Genomic DNA, 21741 nt, shown 5'->3' with positions numbered 1-21741 from the left:
GTTCGACTTGAATCTTCAGTGGGCGGCCCATTTCGATGACTGTCTGTGATGAGATGGCACTATTATATCATTATGTAAACACCCTCTCAGGCGCGCATGACGTGCGGCTTCCAGCGCCTGGCCCGGCGGGCGTGCATCGCTGCGGCTGTCATAGACCTCGGTGCCTTGGCGGTTGAAAATGCGGATCGGCGCGGTGGTCTGCGTGTGCACGAAATCCAGGCTTTGCGGCAATTTGGTGTAGATCGCGTCGCGGGCGCCTTCGGGGACGTAGCGGCCATGGCCTTCCAGATCGAGCTGCTGAGAAAACCGTGAGTCGACGCCGTGCTCGCTTTCCAGCTTGGGTGCAGCCATCGCCCGCACTTCGACGACATAACCGCGTGACTGCAATTGCTGGATTAACTCCGAACTCCACTGACCGTTGCTGAGCGTGGTGTCGAAGATCAGGTTCTTCTTGCCTTCCACCGTGGCCTGCAGCAACTCTTCGGCCCATTGGCTGGCATCGGCCTGGGTGTAACCGGACCAGGTGTAGGGGTGTGCGTTGCGAAGGGCTGATACTTGCGGGTGGAAGGCACGCAACTCATCTGGATCAATCTTTACGACATCTCCATTCAGCTCAAGCTCTGCTGTTCTGGCGAGCCCTCCCTTACCTGCACCCGGCTGGCCTGCCAGAATCACGGCACTGGGAGTATCGAATGATGATCTTTTTGCCCAACCAGTTTTCGGAAAAATTTCTTCCTCAAGCACTCGCTCGTGCTGATCGATGGGGAGCTTGTAATCGTTCATCGACTCTCCTCACCTTCAAGATAAGAGCGCAATTCGGACATTGCCCCCATATTGAAGCGGGCATAACCAACGGCGAAGTCTTTATTCTTTGCAATCTCAATCCTTTGCGAAACCCCTTCAAGCTTTGCTGATTCAAGCTCCTCGTGGGCTTCGGAGATAAACGACTCGAGCCTTCCTTCAAGTGCCCAGATGGCCCCATCGAACGGAGTTATTGGATTGGGCCTTCTAACGTAGTCATCCAGGACATCCTGCAAGCGCTGAATCAACTCGGGATACTCTTGAAGGATTTCACACAGTTCCTGCGGCACGAGAGGCGCAGGCAGATCGTTTTCAACGGATGGAGCAGCAGGCCGGGACATGGCAAGGTTTTTCCTCTCGGCAATGGGCACGCGCGGTACAGGGCGCGCGTCGACATGCGGTGGTGTGGAATGCTGGACTGACTGCGCCCAGGGTGCCGGCTTGGGCTTGCGCTTGACCTGTACCGGCAGTCCGCCACGCGGCAATGGACCAAGCTCACGCAGCGTGCGCTCATTGATCCGTTGCACATCGTGCAGCAGCTGCGCTGCATGCGCCTCCACCACACGGCGCGCCAGGGCAGCATAACGGGATTCTTGGGCATCGCTCATATGCGTTTCCCTGTGCAGATGTGGCGGTGGGTCGTGGCTAGCGAGGATGTTATCGCACGGATCCGGCAGTGATGCTTGCACGTCGCGTTGGTATTACTGACGACCAATTGCGCGATGGTTAGCCCGTTCCCAGGCAGTGCGAAGTGGCCTGCCGGGTTCATGCCCCGCGTGCTCACACACAAATGAACCCGTCCACGCCCCAGTCACCGGGGACCAACCGGTCTGTGCTACACCATGCACTTCCGCGCGCATCGCGCGGCCTGTCCGTTTACCTGTGAGGCGATCATGAAGTTGGAGGCGTTGTTCGACCAGTTGCACACCTTGCCCACCGTGCCCAAGGTGGCGCAGGACCTGATCCGCCAGTTCGACGATCCGGACACCAATATCGATACGTTGGCGCACACCATCGAGCGCGATCCGGTGATCGCCGCCAAGGTGCTGCGGCTGGCCAATTCGGCGCGCTTCCATGGCCTGCGCGACTCCACCAGCGTGGAAGATGCCGCCATGCGCCTGGGCTTCAATACACTGCGCACGCTGGTGCTGGCCTCGGCGATGACCGGGGCCTTCCGGGCCGGCCCGGGTTTCGACCTCAAGGCATTCTGGCGGCACAGTTTCGAAGTGGCCGGCATCTGCCGCCTGTTGGCGCGCCAGCACGGGCTCGATCCGGAGACCGCTTTCACCTGCGGCATGATGCACAACATCGGCGAGCTGCTGATCCAGTCCGGTGCGCCGGATTACGCCAGCCGCATTAACCACGACAGTTCCTCGGCCGGCCATGCCGCCGAAGAGACCCTGCAACTTGGCTTCGGCTATCCGGAGGTCGGTGCCGAGCTGGCGCGCCGCTGGCAGTTGCCGACCGTGATCCAGAATGCGATCGCCTACCAGGTGCGCCCTGCGGCGGCGCCGGATGGCGCGCGGATGCCGCTGCTGGTTGCCCAGGCGGTACAGGTCTCCGATGCGCTGCATGCCCATGGCGGCGCTACCCCGGCGGCCCTGGAAGCGGTGCGTGGGCCGTTGATGGATGGCGTGGACCTGGACGCCTTGTTCGCGGCGCTGCCGGATGTGATCGAGGCCGACCGCGCGTTTGCCGAGTTGCTGCACTGAACAGTGCGTGCCGCTGCGTCACTCCAGGCGTGGCGGTTCGAACGCGCCGTGCCCTGTGTGCCGGTGTCCTCGCGCTGGGAGCAAGCCTGAAGCTGTCCCGGTCCCGGTCCCGGTCCCGGTCCCGGGACGGGGTTTGCGATGCCGGCGGCATGGATCTTCCACAGTGACGATCTAAGGTGCGGTGCATCCGGAGGTGTCTGGTGATCGCAATCAGCCGGATCACGTCCTGCGCCGCTGCCGCGTGACGATTCGCTGCAATCGACCCGCCCCTTGCGCTGGCACGCAAGGCGTTGCTGCCGATCCTGTTTACGCCGCACGCCACGGCACGCCCCCTGTCACGCCGCGCCGCAGCTGGACGCGCATCGGCGCAGGCGCTAGCGTGGTGCGGATATCTTGCCCACAGGGGAATGCCCAATGCGCCACGACGCGCAACCGCGCCAGCTCACCTTCCGCGCCGTCGTGCTGGCCATCGTGCTGGCAGTGGTGCTTTCGGCCGCCAATGCCTATCTCGGGCTGTTTGCCGGCCTGACCATCGCCACCGCCATTCCGGCGGCAGTCGTCTCGATGGGCGTGCTGCGCCTGCTCGGCGGCGGCACCATCCTGGAGAACAACATCGTCCAGACCGGTGCCTCGGCCGGTTCGTCGATCGCCGCCGGGGTGATCTTCACCATCCCGGCGCTGGTCATCATGGGCTACTGGCCGGACTTCAAGTACTGGTGGGTACTGGGCATCGCCGGCATGGGGGGGGCTGTTGGGCGTGCTGTTCTCGGTGCCGCTGCGGCGCTCGATGATCGTCGAAGACCCGCTGCCGTTCCCCGAGGGCAAGGCCGCGGCCGAAGTGCTCAAGGCCGGCGAAAATCCTGGCCCGGGCCTGAAGATCCTGGCGGTGTCCGGTGCCATCGGCGCACTGGTCAAACTGGCCGCCGCCAGCGGCCTGCGGGTGATCCCGGACACCTGGGCGCAGGCCAGCTACCTGGGCAGCAGCCGGGTGGTGGGTTATCTCGGCACCAATCTGTCGCCGGCGCTGCTGGGCGTGGGCTATATCGTCGGGTTGAACGTCGGCATCGTGGTGCTGTCCGGTTCGATCCTGTCCTGGCACATCGCCATTCCGCTCTACCAGCAGTTCTTCATGGGCAGCGATCCGGCATTGGCGCAGAGCCTGGCCGGTGCGCCGGCGGCCGATGCCGCGTTCGGCATCTGGGGTGCGAAGATCCGCTACCTGGGCGTGGGCGCGATGCTGATCGGTGGCGTGTGGACGCTGTTCTCGCTGCGCAAGTCGCTGTTGTCCGGGGTGAAGAGCGGCTTTGCCGCCGCGCGCAAGAGCGGTGGCGGCGTGGTGGCCGAGACCGAGCGCGACCTGCCGATGAAGTGGATGCTGGTGGCGCTGGTGGTGTGTACGCTGCCACTGCTGGGCCTGTACCAGGCCATCGTGCAGCAGTGGCATGTGTCGATCCCGATGACCATCATCATGATCGTGGCCGGGTTCCTGTTCGTGTCGGTGTCCGGCTATCTGGCCGGGCTGATCGGCTCGTCGAACAACCCGGTCTCCGGCATCACCATCTCCACCATCCTGTTCGCCTCGGCGGTGCTGGTACTGCTGCTGGGCAAGAGCGGCCTGGTACCGGTGGGCATCGGCGCCGCGCCCCTGGGCGCGGTGGCGGCCATCATGATCGGCGCGGTGGTGTGCTGCGCGGCGGCGGTGGGCGGCGACAACCTGCAGGATCTCAAGGCCGGCTACCTGGTGGGTGCCACGCCGTGGAAGCAGCAACTGATGCTGGGCATCGGTGCGTTTTCCTGCGCGCTAATCATGGCGCCGGTGCTGAACCTGCTGGCGCAGGCCTACGGTATCGGCCCGGCCACGCCGCAGCATCCCAATTCGCTGGGCGCGCCGCAGGCCACGCTGATGGCCTCGGTGGCCAAGGGCCTGTTTGGTGGTCAGTTGCCATGGAGCATGATCGCCATCGGCGCGGTGGTGGGCGCGGCCATCATCGCGTTGGACGAATGGTTGAAGGCCACCGGCAAGCGCTTTCGCGTGCCGGTGCTGGCAGCGGCGATCGGTATCTACCTGCCGCTGGAGCTGATGGTGCCGATCTTCCTGGGCGGGTTAATCGCGCATCTGGTCGAGCGCTTCCACAACATTCGTGCCGACGATGAAGACGGCCGCGACCGCGTGCATCGTCCGGGCGTGCTGTTCGCCGCTGGCCTGATTACCGGCGAGGCCTTGATGGGGATCGCCATTGCCGTGCCGATCGTGTTGTCCAGCCGCGCCGATGTGCTGGCATTGCCGGCTGCGTTGCAGCTCAACCAGTGGTTCGGCCTGGTCATTCTGGCCTTGGTCGGCTGGCTGCTGTATCGCGTGGGCAAGCGCGGCGAGGCGGCCGCCTAGCGCAAGGCGATGGCGCACGTGATGCAGGCGCCATCCTTGCGGGACGCCTCGTGCAGTCGCGCGGGGCGTGCGCGGCTTGAAGAGTCAGCGCGCCCGGATCGAGGACAGCCTGCCCGCCGCGCGCAGAGACGGGCGGCCACCATTTGGCGCGCCGTTGCTGGCGCGCACTTTGCGTCGGCTTTACGCAACGCCCAGGCCAGAGGCATAGCGCCTTTATGCCACAGATCCTTATCGTGCCGTCTCCCGCACGGATGGTGCGCCTGGACTGCAACATGCCTGGATCGACTCGATGACGCACCGCGACGCAAGGCCGTCGCTTCGATAACGCTGGAACAGCGAGCGCCAGCCGTCTGCCTTGCCCGATGCAGTAGCGCATCGCGTGGCCGAGGGCGTGCACCGCCAGCGCAGCAGGCCGGGCAGCTGCCCCCTGCGCGCGACTGTCCGGCCGCCGGGACGCCTGTCCGGCCACGTTGCCGTTCTGCACCCTGCTTCTTCACTTCATTCACGCTGCCGATTATCCGATCGTGTCAGCGGTTCACCCTGGATCATTGCAATGCACACCCTTAGCTCGCCCCATTCCGCTGCCACGCGTCGCCTGCCGCTGCTTGCCGTCGTCATCGCCGGCGTTCTCGCCGGCGTTGCGCTTCAGGCCCAGGCGCAGGACGCCACCGAGGCGCCGCTGTGTACCGACCGCCCGACCAAGGCCAACGCCACCTGCACCGTGCCGACCGGCGCCTGGCAACTGGAAACCGACATCGGCAACTACACCCGCGACACCCAGGCCGGCACGCGCACGGAAACGTCGTACTTCACCAATCCCACGCTCAAGTATGGCGTCAGCGACCGCATCGACCTGCAACTCAACTGGGCCCCGCAGGTGCAGGTCAAGACCACCGACCGTGCGACCGGCGAGCGCAGCAGCCTCAGCGGCGGTGGCGACGTCTACCTGCGCATGAAGGCGCGCGTGTACGAAAGCGATACCGCCAGCGTGGCGCTGCTGCCGTTCGTCAAGGCCCCCACCGCACGCACGGGCCTGGGCAACGACACCTGGGAAGGTGGCCTGGCGTTGCCCATCAACTTCGTGCTGCCGAGCAGTTTCTCGTTGACCTTCGGCCCGGAGCTGGACTGGCTGGCCGATAGCGACGGCAGCGGCAAGCACCTGGCGATCGTCAACCTGGTCAACCTGGCGCGACCGCTGACGCCGCGCCTGTCGGTGGCGGTGGAGCTGTGGTCCTCGATCAATCGCGACCCGGCACAGACCGTTGAGCAGGCATCGGCCGACGTCGCCGCCACCTACCTGCTCAATCCGCTGCTGCAGCTGGACGTGGGTGCCAACTTCGGTCTCAACGACCGTACCCCGGCCAGGCAGCTGTACTTGGGCCTGTCGCACCGCTTCTGAACCCGCTGGCCGCCCCTGCCGTTGGCGACGGCAGGGGTGGTGCAGATGGCAGGGGCATGACCTCCTTCCTTTGCGCGTGCGCCGCAGCAACGCCTACCATCGACGTTTTGCCCTTACGGGAATCTCGATGAAGCTTCGTTACGCCGTGTTGCCCCTGTGCCTGTTGGCCGCCTTGCCAACGTTGTCCGCCGCGCGCGGTTTCGATGTGCGCGACATGGTGGCGCTGGACCGGGTGTCCGCGCCCACGCTCAGCCCCGATGGCAGCGTGCTGGTCTTCGCCAAGCGCCAGGCCAAGACCGCCAACGGCAAGCCGGCCACCAGCCTGTGGGTGCGCAACCTGCGCACGCGCGACGCGTTGCCGCCCAAGCGGCTCACCCCGGAAGGCTGGAACGTCAACAGCCCGGCGTTGTCGCCGGATGGCAAGACGGTGTACTTCCTCGGCAGCAAGTCCGGTAGCCAGCAGCTGTACGCGCAACCGCTGGCCGGCGGCACGCCGCAACAGCTCACCGCCTTTGCGGTGGACGTGGACAGCTTCAAGCTCTCGCCCACTGGCAAGCGCATCGTCTTCAGTGCCGGCGTGTTCCAGGACTGCGGTTCGGATCTGGGCTGCACCAAGAAGAAGCTGGGTGAGCGCAAGAACAGCAAGGCCAGCGGCGTGGTGTACGACCAGTTGTTCGTCCGCCATTGGGACACCTGGAACGATGGCAGTCGCAATACCTTGTTCGTGGCCGAGTTGCCGGCCGCAGGCGCCAAGCCGGTCGTCGGCGCGTCGGCGATCAGCGCCACCCTGGCTGGCGATGCGCCGTCCAAGCCGTTTGGTGGCAACGATGACTACACCTGGTCGCCCGATGGCAGCAGCGTGGTGGCCAGCGTGCGCATCCCGCAGCCGCATGGCCCGGAAGCGGGCAAGAACGCCAAGGCCGCCGGCAGGCCCTCCGGCAACGACGAATCGTGGCAGACCAACTTCGACCTGTATCGCCTGGATGCCAGCGGCAAGTCCGCACCGGTCAACCTGACCGCGGCCAACCCGGCCTGGGACGCCGGCCCGGTGTTCAGCGCCGATGGCAAGACGCTGTACTACCGCGCCATGCAGCGCCCCGGCTTCGAGGCCGACCGCTTCGGCTTGATGGCGATGGACGTGGCCAGCGGCAAGACCCGCGAGATTGCGCCGAAGTGGGACCGCTCGGCCGGCGAGATCGTGTTGAGCGACGACGGTTTCAGCCTGTACACCAGCGCCGACGAGCTCGGCGAGCATCCGTTGTTCAAGATCGACATCGCCACCGGTACGCCGACCAAGTTGGTGGGCGAGGGCAGCGTGCATGCGCCGTCGTTGGCCGCAAACACCTTGGCGTTCACGCGTAGCTCGCTTAAGAGCGGTGACCAGATCTTCGTCAGCGACGTACAGGGCCAGAATCTGCGTGCCATCACCCAGACTGCAGGCGAGCAGCTACCGGACGTGCAGTTCGGCGACTACGAGCAGTTCCAGTTCAAGGGCTGGAACAACGACACCGTCTACGGCTACGTGGTCAAGCCGTACAACTACCAGGAAGGCAAGACTTACCCGGTGGCATTCCTGATCCACGGCGGCCCGCAGGGCAGCTTCGGCAACGGCTGGAGCAACCGCTGGAATCCGCAGACCTACGCCGGCCAGGGCTATGCGGTGGTGATGATCGACTTCCACGGCTCCACCGGCTACGGCCAGGCGTTCACCGATGCGATCAGCCAGCATTGGGGCGACCGCCCGCTGGAAGACCTGCAGAAGGGCTGGGCCGCTGCGCAGAAGCAATACGGCTTCCTCAACGGCGACAAGGCCTGCGCACTGGGCGCCAGCTACGGCGGCTACATGGTCTATTGGATGGCGGGCAACTGGTTCGAGCGCGATGGAAGCTCGCCGTGGAAGTGCCTGGTCGACCACGACGGCGTGTTCGACAACCGCACCATGGGCTACGCCACCGAGGAATTGTGGTTCAGCGAATGGGAGAACGGCGGCACGCCGTGGCAAAACCCGGCCGGCTACGAGAAGTTCAACCCGGTGCTGCATGTGGACAAGTGGAAGGTGCCGATGCTGGTGATCCACGGCCAGCAGGATTTCCGCATTCCCGTCGAACAGGGGCTGGCCGCGTTCACTGCCCTGCAGCGCAAGGGCATCGAGTCCAAGTTCCTGTACTTCCCGGACGAAAACCACTGGGTGCTCAAGCCGGACAACAGCATTCTGTGGCACGACACCGTCAATGGCTGGCTGAAGCAGCATATCGGCCAGTGACCAAGCCGTCCCTGCACGCCGCCTGGTGGCGTGCAGGGAGTTCTACACGGCGCTGCGGCCGGCCTGGCAGAGGCGAGCGGGACAATGCCTGCCATGGCCGCGCGTGGCGCAACCATATTGATCGCCGCCGCTTCCGTCTGCCTGGTCAGGCCTTTGCGTATCGGGTTTGCAGCAGCGCCGGGCCGCGTTTGGTGGTCGTCATCGCAGCAGGTGCCGGTACCCGGCAGGTGCCAGCCGGTTGCCTGCAAGGCAACGCCGGCTGATCGTACGGGGCCGGCATTCCCCCTGGCATCTTGCCGGCGTGGCAACATAGCGTTTCCTTAACTTCTCAAATCCCTGCCAGGATCGCAAGGATCTTTCGCATGCGTAGCTTCGTCCGTCTCGCCATTCTCGGCTCTGCCCTGATCGTCAGTCCTGCCTGGAGCGCCGCGCCGCCGCATGCGGGCAGTGGTGCGGCGCCTGTGCGTGCAGCGGCCGAGACCGCTGCCGTGGCGGCCGCGACCGGCAGCGGCGAGTTGCTGGTGCCATTGCCGGCCACGCTCAAGCCGGGGATGAGCTACCGCGCCTTTTCGCAAGCGGTCGCCGAGCGCGGCTGGCAGCCAGTAGATCCGCTGGCGGCCGATAGCTGCATGGCAGTGGGTGATTGCGATGTTGAATTCGTCGCCCCCGCCGAGGGCGCGCGCCTGCGCGTGCAGGTCGGCTCGCGTGCCGGAGCGGCCGTGGTGCAGGGCTGGGCGGGGCGGCGCACGCCGGCCGATCGCATGGGCGCGACCAGCGCCTCGCTCGACAACGCCAAGGCCGGCCCCGCTGCAGCCACGGCCACCGTGGCCGAACAGCCGCGCTGAGCGTGGGCAGGCCGCGCGGCCTGCGCGGCGTATCATGAGGCCGCGCGTGGAGGGTGTTCGCAAGCATGCTTGCGCCGCCGCCTTGTCGCCGCGTCTTTCCTGGTCACGAGTCCCACGTCCTGCATGAAGAGCATCGATCCTGCCGATCTGGAAGCGTTGTTCGATGCAGTGCCGGACGTATTGTTTTTCGTCAAGGATCGCGAGGGCCGCTACACCCACGTCAACCAGACCATGCTGCGGCGGCTGGGTCTGAAATCACGCAAGGACTTGATCGGCAAGCGCGTGGCCGAGGTCTACCCCAGCGGGCTTGGCGCCAACTATGCCAATCAGGACGAGCAGGTGCTGGCCGGCGAGGTGATCGACAACCTGCTGGAACTGCATCTGTTCGCCAATCGCGAGCCAGGCTGGTGCCTGACCTGCAAGCGTCCGCTGCTGGTGGAGGGCAAGGTGCAGGGCATCATCGGCATCTCGCGCGATCTGGGCCCGCAGGATGGCCACGAATCGCAGTATGAAAAGCTGCGCCTGGCGCTGGCCTATCTCAACGCCAACTATGCGCAGAACGTGCGCATGCAGGCACTGGTGGATATCACCGGGTTCTCGATGTCCAAGCTGCAGCGCTCGTTCCGCAAGGTCTTCCAACTCACGCCACAGCAGGTACTGGCCAAGCTGCGCCTGCAGATGGCCATGCATCTGCTGCACGGCCACAAGAGCCTGACCGAAATCGGCCACGCCTGCGGTTTCAGCGATCAGAGCGCGTTTGCGCGGCAATTCAAGCTGGCAGTGGGCATGACGCCGCGCGAGTATCGCGCGTTGGCAAATGCTGCGCAGTTTCCTGCCGAACCTTCGTAGCGCGTCCGACAGGGCGAAGGTGCAGCAGGTGAGTCAGTCGGCACGCGGCGCCCTTATCGCTTGCCGAGCAAACGGCACGCGCCATGCGCTTGCGTTGACCATGCACACCGACCATTTCGACTGGCCCTTGCCTGCCCACCGTTGCGGGACCTTATGCGGCAGGGATGCCGCATAGGAGTCTCCATGGATGGATTCACGGCGTGTCCCGCGACGGTGGGCGGGCAAGGGCCATGCAGCCAACCTGCCGGCCAGCCGCTTTGCAATTGACTCTTCCGCGGTGTCTAGGGTCCCGGGGCAACGCGCCCAGAGCAATCGAGACTTCAAACCATCGCGACTCTGAGGCGCGATCAGATACCAACGATTTGGGCGCGAACGACGTAGAGTCGTTCACACCCGAGCCTGTACAGCCGAAGCAGGTGCGGTCACGCCAACATGCGCACCTTGGTCTCGCGCGCCCACTGGCGCGTCTTGGCCGCAGCGATGAAGGCCTTGGTGTCGGCGGCCGGGACGATGCCTGCGTCCTTGCCGACGTTACCGGCCTTGAGCAGCAGTTGCGCACCATCGTCGAAGGCAATCGCCTTCAGGTGCGCCCAGGCGTTGCTGACGAAATCCAGCGCGGCCGATTCGCGCGTGAGCAGCTTGGCCGCCTCCGAAGACAACAGCACCGCCACCGCATCGAACACGACCGATGGCGTACCGGCCAGCTGCCCGTCGGCTGCGAGCTGTTTGCCATCGCTGAGCCTGGCGCCGCCAAGCTTGGGCGCCACGATCTTGACCGTGGCGCCTGCGGCTTCGGCCGCCTTGCGCACGGCCTTGATCGCCGCAGCATCGGAGCCGTCGTGGATCAGGATGCCCACCGTGCGGCCCTGCAAGGTGTCCTTCATCTTGCCGATCAGTTGCAGGGCCCGCGACAACGGCATGTCGGTGGGTGCGACAGCGGCAGGCGGGGCCGGCGGCAAGCTCGTCATGCCCATGCCGTCGGCGACACGCTTGGCCAGGCTTTCGTCGATATGGCGCAAGTGGCCGACGATGGCCTCGCGGACGTGTGCGGTCTCCACCTTGGATAGTTCGAATACCAGCGCCGAAGCGATATGCGCCTGTTCCGGCGCACTTTGACTACGGAAGAACAGCCGTGCCTGGCTGTAGTGATCGGCAAAGCTCTCTGCACGCACGCGACCCTTCGCACCATCCTCGGCCGGCGTGGCATGGCTGGGGAATCCACGCAGCGCCTCGCGTGGCGCATCGGTCTGTAACGAACTCGGTTCATAGGCCACGCGGCCCTTGGGCACGCCCATCTGCATGTGTCCATCGCGCTGATTGTTGGCGAAGGGGCACTTGGGTGCGTTGATCGGAATCTGGTGGAAATTTGGCCCGCCCAGCCGGCTCAGCTGGGTGTCCAGATAGGAGAACAGCCTGCCTTGCAGCAGCGGATCGTTGCTGAAGTCGATACCCGGCACAATGTTGGCCGGGCAGTACGCCACCTGCTCGGTCTCGGCAAAAAAATTGTCCGGCCAACGGTCCAGCACCATGCGTCCGACGATCTGCAACGGCACCAGTTCTTCCGGAATGACCTTGGTCGAATCCAGATGGTCGAAGGGGAAGGCCTCGGCCTGCGCCTCGGTAAAGAGCTGCACGCCCAGTTCCCATTCCGGGAAGTCGCCGTTCTGGATGGCTTCGAACAAGTCGCGGCGCTGGAAGTCCGGGTCGGCACCGGCGATCTTCACCGCCTCGTCCCAGATGGTCGATTGCAGGCCGAGCTTGGGGCGCCAGTGGAACTTGACGAAGGTGCTCTGGCCCTTGTCATTGAGGAAGCGGAAGCTGTGGATGCCGAAGCCTTCGATCATGCGCAAGGAGCGCGGGATGGTGCGGTCGCTCATGGCCCACATCACCATATGCATCGATTCTGGCGTGAGCGAGATGAAATCCCAGAACGTGTCGTGCGCGCTGGCGGCCTGCGGGAAGCCGCGGTCCGGTTCCATCTTCACCGCGTGGATCAGGTCGGGGAACTTCATCGCGTCCTGGATGAAGAACACGGGGATGTTGTTGCCCACCAGATCCCAGTTGCCTTCCTTGGTGTAGAACTTCACCGCAAATCCGCGTACATCGCGCGGCGTATCCACCGAGCCGGCGCCCCCTGCGACGGTGGAAAAACGCGTGAACAGCGGTGTCTTCTCGCCGACTTCGGTAAAGATCTTCGCAGTGGTGTACTGGCTCAACGACTTGGTCAGCTCGAAGTAGCCGTGCGCAGCGCTACCGCGCGCATGCACGATGCGCTCGGGAATGCGCTCGTGATCGAAGTGGGTGATCTTCTCGCGCAGGATGAAGTCTTCCAGCAGCGTCGGCCCGCGTGGGGTGGCGCGCAACGAGTTCTGGTTGTCGCCAACCGGAATGCCCTGGTTGGTGGTCAACTGCGGATGCGTACCGCCGGCCTTCTGATGCAATTCATCGCCGATGCCGCGCACATCGTGCGCATTTGAAGAACTGCCAGTAGCGGACGACTGTGCGGGCTTGGGGGACTTGGCCATGGGAACTCCAGGTTGGCGGGCTTGAGAGGCGAGCTATTGCATCGAGCCTGGGAGCGTGGCCGTTAATGACATGTGTCTACATGCGAACGAATGTTCACGCGCGTGGGAAACGCGGCCGCCAGCCGTGTGCCGATCTGAGTGACACGTTCAACAGTCAAAACCGGGCACGAGCGTGAACAGGCACGGCAGCGACGTGTGGTGTGTCATGTCCCGGCATGCGTGTGCAGGCAGCCAAGCGTGCCGCGTCTGCTTGCCACTGCGATAGCCCATAAAAAAAACCCGGCCGTTACCGGCCGGGTCTTGGACGAACGCGACGGGCACGCCGCTCAGGCGTCGGCGTCTTCCTTATACGCATCGACCGGGATGCAGGCGCACATCACGTTCTTGTCGCCGTAGACATTGTCCACGCGGCCCACCGGCGGCCAGTATTTCTGCTGTTTGAGGCTGGGCAGCGGGAAAGCGGCCAGTTCGCGCGGGTAGGCATGCGTCCACTCGCTCGCCGACACCTGGGTTGCAGTGTGCGGTGCGTGCTTGAGCGGGTTGTCCTCGCGGTCCAGGCGGCCATCCTCGATGGCGCGGATCTCTTCGCGGATCTGGATCATCGCGTCGATGAAACGATCCAGCTCGTGCTGCGATTCGCTTTCGGTCGGTTCCACCATCAGCGTGCCGGCGACCGGGAAGCTCAAGGTCGGTGCGTGGAAGCCGAAGTCGATCAGCCGCTTGGCGATATCCTCGGCACCGATGCCGCTGGTCTTCTCCAGCGGGCGGATGTCCAGGATGCATTCGTGCGCGACCAGGCCGTTGCGGCCGGTATACAGCGTCTTGTAGTGCGGCGCCAGGCGCTTGGCGATGTAGTTGGCATTGAGCAATGCCACCTGGGTGGCCTTGCGCAAACCGCTACTGCCCATCATGGTCACGTACATCCAGCTGATCGGCAGGATGGAGGCGGAGCCGTAGCTGGCGGCGCTGACCATGCCGCCGATGCGCTGGAAGTCTCTTGCCCCGCTTTCGGAGTTGAATCCGCCGCCATGGATGGCGGCAGTTTGACCTTCGCCGGCATGGATGCCGGCACGAGGCAAGTACGGCGCCAGGTGCGACTTTACCGCACACGGGCCCACGCCCGGGCCGCCGCCGCCATGCGGGATGCAGAAGGTCTTGTGCAGGTTCAGATGCGACACGTCCGAGCCCCACTTGCCGGGCTTGGCCATGCCGACCAGGGCGTTCATGTTGGCGCCGTCGGTATAGACCTGGCCGCCGTGCGCATGCACCGCTTCGCAGATCGCCACCACGTCTTCTTCGAACACGCCGTGGGTGGACGGGTAGGTAATCATCAGCGCGGCCAGGCGATCGGAATACTTCTGGGCCTTGGCGCGGATGTCATCCACGTCCACGTTGCCGTTGGCATCGCACTTGGTGACTACCACCGTCATGCCACACATCTGCGCGGAGGCCGGGTTGGTGCCGTGCGCGGATTCGGGGATCAGGCAGATGTCGCGATGCGCGTCACCGCGCGCGCGGTGATAGGCGCGGATCGCCAGCAGGCCGGCGTATTCGCCCTGCGCGCCGGAATTGGGCTGCAGGCTCACCGCGTCGTAGCCGGTGCACTCGACCAGCATCGCTTCCAGTTCGTCGATCAGCTGCGCGTAACCGGCCGACTGCTCGGCCGGGGCCAGCGGGTGGATCGCGCCGAATTCCGGCCAGGTCACCGGAATCATTTCGGCGGTGGCATTGAGCTTCATGGTGCAGCTGCCCAGCGGGATCATGGTGCGATCCATTGCCAGGTCCTTGTCGGCCAGCGAGCGCATGTAGCGCAGCAGTTCGTGTTCGCTGTGGTGGGTGTTGAACACCGGGTGGGTCAGGAACGCGCTGCTGCGCAGCAGGCCTGGCGGCAGTGCATCGGCGGTGGCTGCATCGAGTGCGTCCACCGTCGCTCCCGGCATCCTGCCTTCCGCGACACTCGCACATCCTTGTGCATCGTCCACCTGTACGCCGAACAGCGCGGCCAGCGCGACCACGTCGGCACGCGTGGTGGTTTCGTCCAGGCTGATGCCGACCGCTTCGCTGTCGATGGCGCGCAGGTTGATGCCGGCCGCACGCGCACGGGCGTGAATGGCATCGGCATCGATGGCCTTGACGTGCAGCGTGTCGAAGAAGCGCTCGCCCACGCTGACACCGGCGCTGCGCAGGGCAGCGGCCAGGATCGCCGCCAGGCGGTGGGTGCGGCGCGCGATGCGGGTCAGGCCCTCGGGGCCGTGGTAGACCGCGTACATCGAGGCCATCACCGCCAGCAGCACCTGCGCGGTGCAGATGTTGGAGGTGGCCTTTTCGCGGCGGATATGTTGCTCGCGTGTCTGCAGGGTCAAGCGGTACGCGGGGTTGCCGGCAGCGTCGATCGACACGCCGATCAGGCGGCCGGGCATCGAGCGCTTGTAGGCATCGCGGCAGGCCATGAAGGCCGCATGCGGGCCGCCGAAACCGAACGGCACGCCAAAGCGCTGCGAATTGCCGACCACGATGTCCGCGCCCCATTCGCCGGGTGCGGCGATCAGGGTGAGCGCCAGAAGGTCGGTGGCTACCGCGACCAGGCCACCTTGCGCGTGCACCGCATCGGCCAGCGCGGCGTGGTCGCCGATGTGACCAAAGCTGTCCGGATACTGCAGCAGCACGCCGAAGCATTCGGCCTGCAGCGCTTCTTCCGGGGTGCCGACGCGCAGCACGATGCCCAGTGGCTCGGCGCGCGTGCGCAGCAGTTCCAGCGTCTGCGGATGCACGGCGTCGTGCACGAAAAAGATGTCTGAATTCGACTTGGCCGAGCGCTTGGCCAGCGTCATCGCTTCGGCTGCGGCGGTGGCTTCGTCCAGCAGCGAGGCATTGGCGATCTGCATGCCGGTCAGGTCCGCGCACAGGGTCTGGAAGTTGATCAGCGCTTCCATCCGGCCCTGCGAAATCTCCGCCTGGTACGGCGTGTAGGCGGTGTACCAGGCCGGGTTTTCCAGGATGTTGCGCAGGATCACCTTCGGGGTATGGGTGCCGTAGTAGCCCTGCCCGATAAAGGTGCGCTGTACCTGATTCTTGCTGGCGATCGTGCGGATCTTGGCCAGCGCTTCTTCCTCGGTGATCGCCTCGGGCAACGCGAGCGCGGCCGGCGATTTGATATTGCCCGGTACGATGGCATCGGTCAGCGCATCCAGGCTGGCGTGGCCGACCACCTCCAGCATCTGCGCGATTTCTGCGTCGTTGGGGCCGATATGGCGTTCGACGAACGCGCCGTGGTGTTCGAGGTCGCGCAGGGAAGACGGAGTGTGGGACATGGCGGGCATCCGGGGCAGAGGGCATGCGAAAGGTCGGAAGCACCGCGACCGGCATGACACGCGTGGGCGCGCCATCACCTGCCGCAGCGGCGGTCTTCCTCGCGCCCCTCTGTCCTTTTGCCTGAGAGTTTAAGAACGCGGCCTGGCGCTGGGCCTGCCTGCATTCCGTGCCCCTTCGGCGCCGGCATCGGCCGGTCTCTCCAGAGTTGTGTTGAAGATGGTATCGAGCCTGAGCGATTACGGGCTGTTGCGCCTTCGGCAGCGGCAGTGCCGCTTCTCCCACCGTGTTGCGCCGGTAGTATAGCCAGGGCGGTGGGTTTGGTCGAAACGTTTATCGTCTTGTCCAGGCTGGCTGGGCAAGACCGCGCGAGCCGCCGGCCCGGGAGTGGGTTCCCCCCGATCCGTGGCCCTGGATGGCGCCGCCAGGTCCAGGCGGGCCGCACCTTGGTTGCCCTACCAGATGGGGTCAACCCTATGGATTGCGTGGCGGCTTATTGTATTCCATCGGAGGGTAGTCCCCGCCGTGAGGGGCATCCCCGCCGCCAACATGCTTCCAAAAACGCTCGTCCAGCAACTGCATCCGGTCCTGGTCGGCGGAGCGGCGGTTCAGCGCGTCCGATGTCTCGGCTTGGGACGTGTTCAATCGTTTCATCATGAAGTCCTCGTGAGTAAGCCCTCCGCTGACTGACGTCATCCGGTTCGAAGGGAGAAACCGGATGACCGCCTTGGCTTGCCGCCCAAAGAACAGCAGGTGGATCAACTGCTGGGCGCGGAGCGTTTGCCGCGACGATTTCAGAATCCAGGATTGCACAATGCGCGCTGCGCCGGCCTGTACCGGGAGCGGGATACGACAGCATGTCTCTGCCAGCGAACTGCTACAGCCGGAAGAGGTGTCGAACATAGGGAAATGTGATTGCGATCATATTCAGACGACACCTATGTTCAGACCGGCGATCGAACACATTCGCAAAGCGCGGTGTCTTTGCGCTGCCCGACAGATCAGGTCACACAGCACCGTGCAACCCTGACGCGCACTGCATCGTCGCGGCAGCGTGTTGCGACGAGTGCAGATCCATCAGACGGGAAGCACTGCGCGTTTGGACTATCACTTCATATCCGGTTTGCCACGGGCAGGTTCGTCGCTCCTGGCGGCGTTGCTACGGCAAAATCCGCAGGTGCATGCCGATGTCACCTCTCCGGTGGCGCGGTTGTATGCGGCGATGCTCATGGGCATGAGCGAAGAATATCCTTCCAGTGTGCAGATCGACGACGCGCAGCGCATACGCTTGTTACGTGGGGTCTTCCATGCCTATCACCAGGATCGCCCGGGCGTGCAGACGGTCCTGGATACCAATCGTGCCTGGTGTAGCCGTTTATCCGGCCTGGCGACCCTGTTTCCAGAAGGCCGTGTCGTCTGTTGCGTACGCGATGTCGGCTGGATTGTGGATAGTTTCGAACGGCTGGCGCAGGCACAGCCGCTGCGGTTGTCTTCGGTGTTCGGGTACGATCCGGAAGATTCGATAACGATGCGCGCGGACCTGCTGACCTCTCCGCGAGGCGTGGTCGGTTATGCGCTGGATGGCTTGCGGCAGGCGTTTTACGGCGAGCATGCGAGCCGCCTGCTGCTGTTGCGCTACGAAACCCTGGCACAGCGCCCGGCGCAGGCGATGGAGCAGGTCTACGCGTTCTTGCAGTTGCCCGCGTTCGCTCACGACTATGACAGCGTGGAGGCCAATGCAGACCGGTTCGATGCCGCGCTGCAGGCGCCTGGCCTGCACCGCGTCCGGCGTGGCGTGGACTATGTGCCGCGCCGCAGCGTGCTGCCACCGATGCTGTTCGATCGGCTGCAGCAGCTGGCCTTCTGGGAGAACGGGCCCACACACGGCGCGGTGCTGGTATGAGCGTGCAAGTCCCTTGGGAGCGGGCGTCGGCGCGCGAGGTGCCCTGCCGCAGTGTCTGCATTCGGTATCGGCGGCCGCTGGCGACAACCGTCGGATGACGACGCTGTTCCGGCGCGAGGCCGTGGATTACCTGCAACGTAATCGGTTGGGACCGGTGGTGTTGCGGCAGCGCCGCGTAGTGCGGTGGTGCGTGCTGGTGGTGGTGGTGACGGTGTTGCTGCTGGTGGTGGGGTTCTTCCGCCTGGGCTTCGCGCGCAGCCAGACCTTGTCTGGCACTGTGACTCCTGCGGGTGGGGTGATCGCGATGACCACGCCGCAGCCGGGGGTGGTCGTGCGGGTGGGGGCCGTGCAGGGGCAAACCGTCTCGGCTGGCCAGATGTTGTTCGAGCTGTCGGCCGAGCATCGCGATGATCCCGGGCGGCCGGGATTGCAGGCTGCTCAGGCGCTGGCAGAGCGGCAACGTCTGGCGACCGAGGCGCTGGAGCAACTGCGTGCGCAGGGCGGGTTGCGGCAGCAGGCGGCCGCCCAGTCGCTGGCCGGGCTGCGCGCCCGGCAGCAGCAGGTGGGTCACGAACTGCAGGTGTTGCGACACCGGCTGCAGTTGGCCGAGCGCATCGAGCAGCGCTACCGCATCGCTCTGGCGCGTGGCCTGGTGAGCGAGCAGTTCGCCGATGAGCGGTTGGCCGATGTGCTCGATCAACGCGCGCACGGCCTGGAACTGGAACGCGAACGCATGGCGTTGGCCGATGCGGTCGTACAGGCCGAGAGCAGCGTGCGACAGACGACTGTGGAGGTGCGCGCGCAGCTGGCGGTTGCAGGCGCCGATCTTCAGGAGGATCGGCGTGCGGTCATCGAGCAATCCGCGGCATCGCGCTGGGAAGTGCGCGCGCCGCGCGCCGGACGCGTTGCGTTGCGGCCGGTACAGCCCGGGCAGGCGGTCGGCCAGGGGCAGCGCCTGGCCGATCTGTTGCCGCCGCTACCAACGGTGGAGGTTGCATTGTTCGCGCCGTCCCGTGCCGCTGGACTGATTGGGGCCGGCATGCCCGTGCAGTTACGCTTCGATGCCTTGCCCTATCAGCACTACGGACAATTTGCCGGGCGGGTCGTCGAGGTGGCGGCGGTGCCCGAGTCCCCGAGCGGCGGTGCGCCATCGGGAATCGATCCGATGTATCGCGTGCGGGTACGCCTGGTCGGGGATGCATCGGCCAATACCCGATTGGCGGCGATCCTGCGCCCGGGAATGGGGGTGCGGGGCACGCTCGAACTGGAGTGGCGGCGCTTTTCGCAGTGGGCCTTCGAGCCGCTCTCCAGTCTGCGCGGTACGCTGCGGTGAGCCGGTGGGTGGCGCAGTTGCGTCGATTGTCCGGCACGCGTGCACTGCCGATGATCCTGCAGGGGCAGGCGGGCGAATGTGGCCTGGCGGCGATGGCCATGGTGGCGCACTACCACGGTTGTCATGTCGGTCTGGCAGAGCTGCGCCGCCGTTTCCTGCTGTCGCGGCAGGGGACGAACCTGGCCAGTTTAGTGTCGATCGCACAGGCGCTGGGCCTGCAGGCGCGCGCACTGCGCCTGGAGATGGATGCACTGCCGGATCTGCAACTGCCGTGCATCGTGCATTGGGATCTGAACCATTTCGTGGTACTCAAGCGCGTCGGGACGCGGCGCCTGCAGATCCATGATCCGGCCAACGGGCCGCGAACGCTGTCATGGAGCGAATTTGCCCGGCATTTTTCCGGGATTGCGCTGGAGCTGAGCCCGACCACCGACTTCCGCCCACGCCGCGCTGCGGCGCCGGTGGCGTTGTCCTCGTTGATCGGTCGCGTGCACGGGCTGGGGCGGGCGGTGTGGCAGATACTGGCGCTGGCGTTCGCGCTGGAAGTGCTCAGTCTGGGCATGCCGTTCCAGCTGCAGTGGCTGGTGGATCAGGCCGTGCCGGCTGCCGATACCGGCCTGATCCACGTACTTGGCGCCGGCTTCCTGTTGCTGGTGGTCGTGCAAGGCGGCATCAGCCTGCTGCGCGGATGGTTGATCGCCACCGTTTCGGCGCAACTGGGCTTCCAATGGTTGGGGCAGGTGTTTGCGCACCTGCTTGCGCTTCCGCTGCCGTATTTCGAGAAGCGCCACCTGGGCGGGATCCAGTCGCGCTTCGCCTCCATCGTGCAGGTCCAGCGCACCTTGACCACCGGCTTCACGCAGACGCTGGTCGATGGCGTTCTGGTGGTCGGCACGTTCAGCCTGATGCTGGTCTACAGCGCCGCGCTCAGCGCGATCTCCGTGTCAGCGGTGGTGCTCTACGCCTTGGCGCGTCTGTTCTGGCTCGGCAGGATGCGCGAAGCGGCGGTCGAACAATTGGTCTGGGACGCCCGGCAGCACACCCATTTCCTGGAGAGCGTGCGCGGGATCCAAAGCGTCCGGCTGTTTGGTCGGCAGCACGTGCGGCAGATGGACTGGACCCATCTGCTGGCCGAACAGACCAATGCGCAGCTGCGTCTGGGCCAGTACGAGGTGCTGCAGTCGTCAGCCAAGTTGTTGCTATTCGGGGTCGAGCGCGTGCTGGTGATCTGGTTGGCGGCCCTGGCCATCCTGCGTTCGGAGCTCTCGCTTGGCATGCTGCTGGCTTTCATTGCCTACCGTGAGCAATTTTCGCGGCGTCTGTCGGAGCTGATCGACCGGCTCGTGGAATTTCGCCTGTTGCGGGTTCATCTCGAACGCGTCGCCGACATCGTTCACCAGCCACGCGAGAATGCCGGCCAGGTTGCAGAGGCCGCGTCGTGGAGCGAGACCACGATCGAATTGTGCGGGGTGGGCTTTCGCTATGCCGACGACATCCCGGCGGTGCTCGAGGACCTCACCCTGCGCATCGACAGCGGCGAGTGCGTCGCCATCACCGGCACCTCCGGCTGCGGCAAGACGACCCTGGTCAGGGTGATCCTGGGATTGCTGCAACCCACTAGCGGCCAGGTCAGGATTGGTGGTCGTCCGCTGTCCAGTGCGGCGCTGCCGCAGTATCGCGCCATGGTCGGCACGGTGATGCAGGACGATCTGCTGTTCACCGGATCGGTGGCCGACAACATCAGCTTCTTCGATCCGGAGTCGGATCAGGCCCAGGTGGAGCGCTGCGCGCGGATTGCCGCCTTGCACGAGGAGGTGGAGCAGATGCCGCTGGGCTACGCTTCGCCGCTGAGCGAGGCCGGTACCGGGTTGTCTGGTGGTCAGCGCCAACGTGTGCTGCTTGCGCGCGCCCTGTACCGATCGCCGCGCATCCTGGTGATGGACGAGGCGACCAGCCACCTGGATGTGATGAACGAACACCGCGTCAATGCGGCCATCCAGGCGATGCAGATCACGCGGATCATCGTTGCGCATCGGCGCGAAACGCTCGACATGGCCGAGCGCGTGGTGACCCTGGAGCGCGGGCGTGTGGTGGCCGACCAGACCATCGCGCAATGGCGGCGTTCGCACGAGCTGCTGCCGCGCGATCGGCAGTAACGGTGCCGGGCGCGTCGTGTCGAGCGGCCGGTGCGGTGTGCAACCGTGGCCAATCCACGCTGTGCAGGAGAGGGCGCAGCAGACCCTGCCATCATCCTGACGAACTCGACCGGTCGGGGCGACGCGGGGCGGGAGCGGTGACTCAGCGCTGCAGGCGTTGGCGTAACATGTCCGGTTGTTTGCCTTCGTTTGCATCGGAGCAGTCGGTGTCCTGACCGCCAATGCCGGTGTGCGCGTGCTGGCGAGCTTTTCGGATACCG

Annotated in this window: 13 protein-coding genes, 1 pseudogene and 1 riboswitch; of the genes and pseudogenes, 9 read left to right on the top strand and 5 right to left on the bottom strand. The window is 65.2% G+C overall.

Annotation, left to right across the window (positions count from 1 at the left end; genetic code table 11):
• Positions 1 to 15: 15 nt before the first annotated feature.
• Complete coding sequence (locus XcuCFBP2542_RS03415) at positions 16 to 783, bottom strand: zeta toxin family protein (RefSeq protein WP_249027601.1); 768 nt, start codon at positions 781 to 783, stop codon at positions 16 to 18.
• Positions 780 to 1409, bottom strand: coding sequence for a hypothetical protein (locus XcuCFBP2542_RS03410; protein WP_104602208.1), 630 nt, complete (start codon positions 1407 to 1409; stop codon positions 780 to 782). Before XcuCFBP2542_RS03410 ends, XcuCFBP2542_RS03415 begins: the two co-directional genes overlap by 4 nt.
• A gap of 285 nt (positions 1410 to 1694) precedes the next feature.
• On the opposite strand from XcuCFBP2542_RS03410, the gene XcuCFBP2542_RS03405 reads away from it, so the two are divergent.
• The 6 genes and pseudogenes from XcuCFBP2542_RS03405 (at position 1695) to XcuCFBP2542_RS03375 (ending at position 10255) form a co-directional block, all read left to right on the top strand.
• Positions 1695 to 2513, top strand: a complete 819-nt coding sequence (locus tag XcuCFBP2542_RS03405; protein WP_104602207.1) for an HDOD domain-containing protein — start codon at positions 1695 to 1697, stop codon at positions 2511 to 2513.
• Positions 2514 to 2927: 414 nt separating this feature from the next.
• Positions 2928 to 4899 (top strand): annotated as a pseudogene (locus XcuCFBP2542_RS03400) (OPT family oligopeptide transporter).
• 553 nt (positions 4900 to 5452) lie between these two features.
• Positions 5453 to 6298, top strand: coding sequence for a transporter (locus tag XcuCFBP2542_RS03390; protein WP_104602205.1), 846 nt, complete (start codon positions 5453 to 5455; stop codon positions 6296 to 6298).
• 127 nt (positions 6299 to 6425) lie between these two features.
• Entirely contained in the window at positions 6426 to 8561 is a 2136-nt protein-coding gene (locus XcuCFBP2542_RS03385; protein WP_104602204.1) for an alpha/beta hydrolase family protein, read from the top strand.
• A 362-nt stretch (positions 8562 to 8923) separates the two neighbouring features.
• Positions 8924 to 9406, top strand: coding sequence for a hypothetical protein (locus XcuCFBP2542_RS03380; RefSeq protein WP_104602203.1), 483 nt, complete (start codon positions 8924 to 8926; stop codon positions 9404 to 9406).
• Positions 9407 to 9529: 123 nt separating this feature from the next.
• Entirely contained in the window at positions 9530 to 10255 is a 726-nt protein-coding gene (locus tag XcuCFBP2542_RS03375; RefSeq protein ID WP_104602202.1) for an AraC family transcriptional regulator, read from the top strand.
• A gap of 422 nt (positions 10256 to 10677) precedes the next feature.
• On the opposite strand, the gene XcuCFBP2542_RS03365 is transcribed toward XcuCFBP2542_RS03375, so the two are convergent.
• The 3 genes from XcuCFBP2542_RS03365 to raxX form a co-directional block, all read right to left on the bottom strand.
• A complete protein-coding gene (locus XcuCFBP2542_RS03365) occupies positions 10678 to 12780 on the bottom strand; it encodes a catalase (RefSeq protein ID WP_104602201.1) in 2103 nt (700 codons plus the stop codon).
• 326 nt (positions 12781 to 13106) lie between these two features.
• The gene (gene gcvP, locus XcuCFBP2542_RS03360; RefSeq protein ID WP_104602227.1) at positions 13107 to 16091 is read right to left on the bottom strand and encodes an aminomethyl-transferring glycine dehydrogenase; all 2985 of its coding nucleotides are present in this window, start codon (positions 16089 to 16091) and stop codon (positions 13107 to 13109) included.
• 99 nt (positions 16092 to 16190) lie between these two features.
• A riboswitch (glycine riboswitch) is annotated at positions 16191 to 16305 on the bottom strand.
• 258 nt (positions 16306 to 16563) lie between these two features.
• On the bottom strand, positions 16564 to 16992 hold the full coding sequence (raxX, locus tag XcuCFBP2542_RS03355) for a RaxX family RiPP (protein ID WP_104602200.1): 429 nt from the start codon (positions 16990 to 16992) through the stop codon (positions 16564 to 16566).
• Positions 16993 to 17188: 196 nt separating this feature from the next.
• On the opposite strand from raxX, the gene raxST reads away from it, so the two are divergent.
• From raxST to raxB, 3 genes are all read left to right on the top strand, one after another.
• Positions 17189 to 17992: a RiPP modification sulfotransferase RaxST gene (raxST, locus tag XcuCFBP2542_RS03350; protein WP_104602199.1), complete on the top strand. Its 804-nt coding sequence runs from the start codon at positions 17189 to 17191 to the stop codon at positions 17990 to 17992.
• 94 nt (positions 17993 to 18086) lie between these two features.
• Positions 18087 to 19325, top strand: coding sequence for an HlyD family secretion protein (locus XcuCFBP2542_RS03345; RefSeq protein ID WP_104602198.1), 1239 nt, complete (start codon positions 18087 to 18089; stop codon positions 19323 to 19325).
• Positions 19322 to 21481: a peptidase domain-containing ABC transporter RaxB gene (gene raxB, locus XcuCFBP2542_RS03340; RefSeq protein ID WP_104602197.1), complete on the top strand. Its 2160-nt coding sequence runs from the start codon at positions 19322 to 19324 to the stop codon at positions 21479 to 21481. The genes XcuCFBP2542_RS03345 and raxB overlap by 4 nt, the downstream gene beginning before the upstream one ends.
• The last annotated feature ends 260 nt before the right edge of the window (positions 21482 to 21741 follow it).

It is taken from the genome of Xanthomonas cucurbitae (genome assembly GCF_002939885.1).
Taxonomy (GTDB): domain Bacteria; phylum Pseudomonadota; class Gammaproteobacteria; order Xanthomonadales; family Xanthomonadaceae; genus Xanthomonas; species Xanthomonas cucurbitae.
Note: the sequence above shows the minus strand (reverse complement) of the source record. Positions and strands in the feature narration are given on the sequence as shown.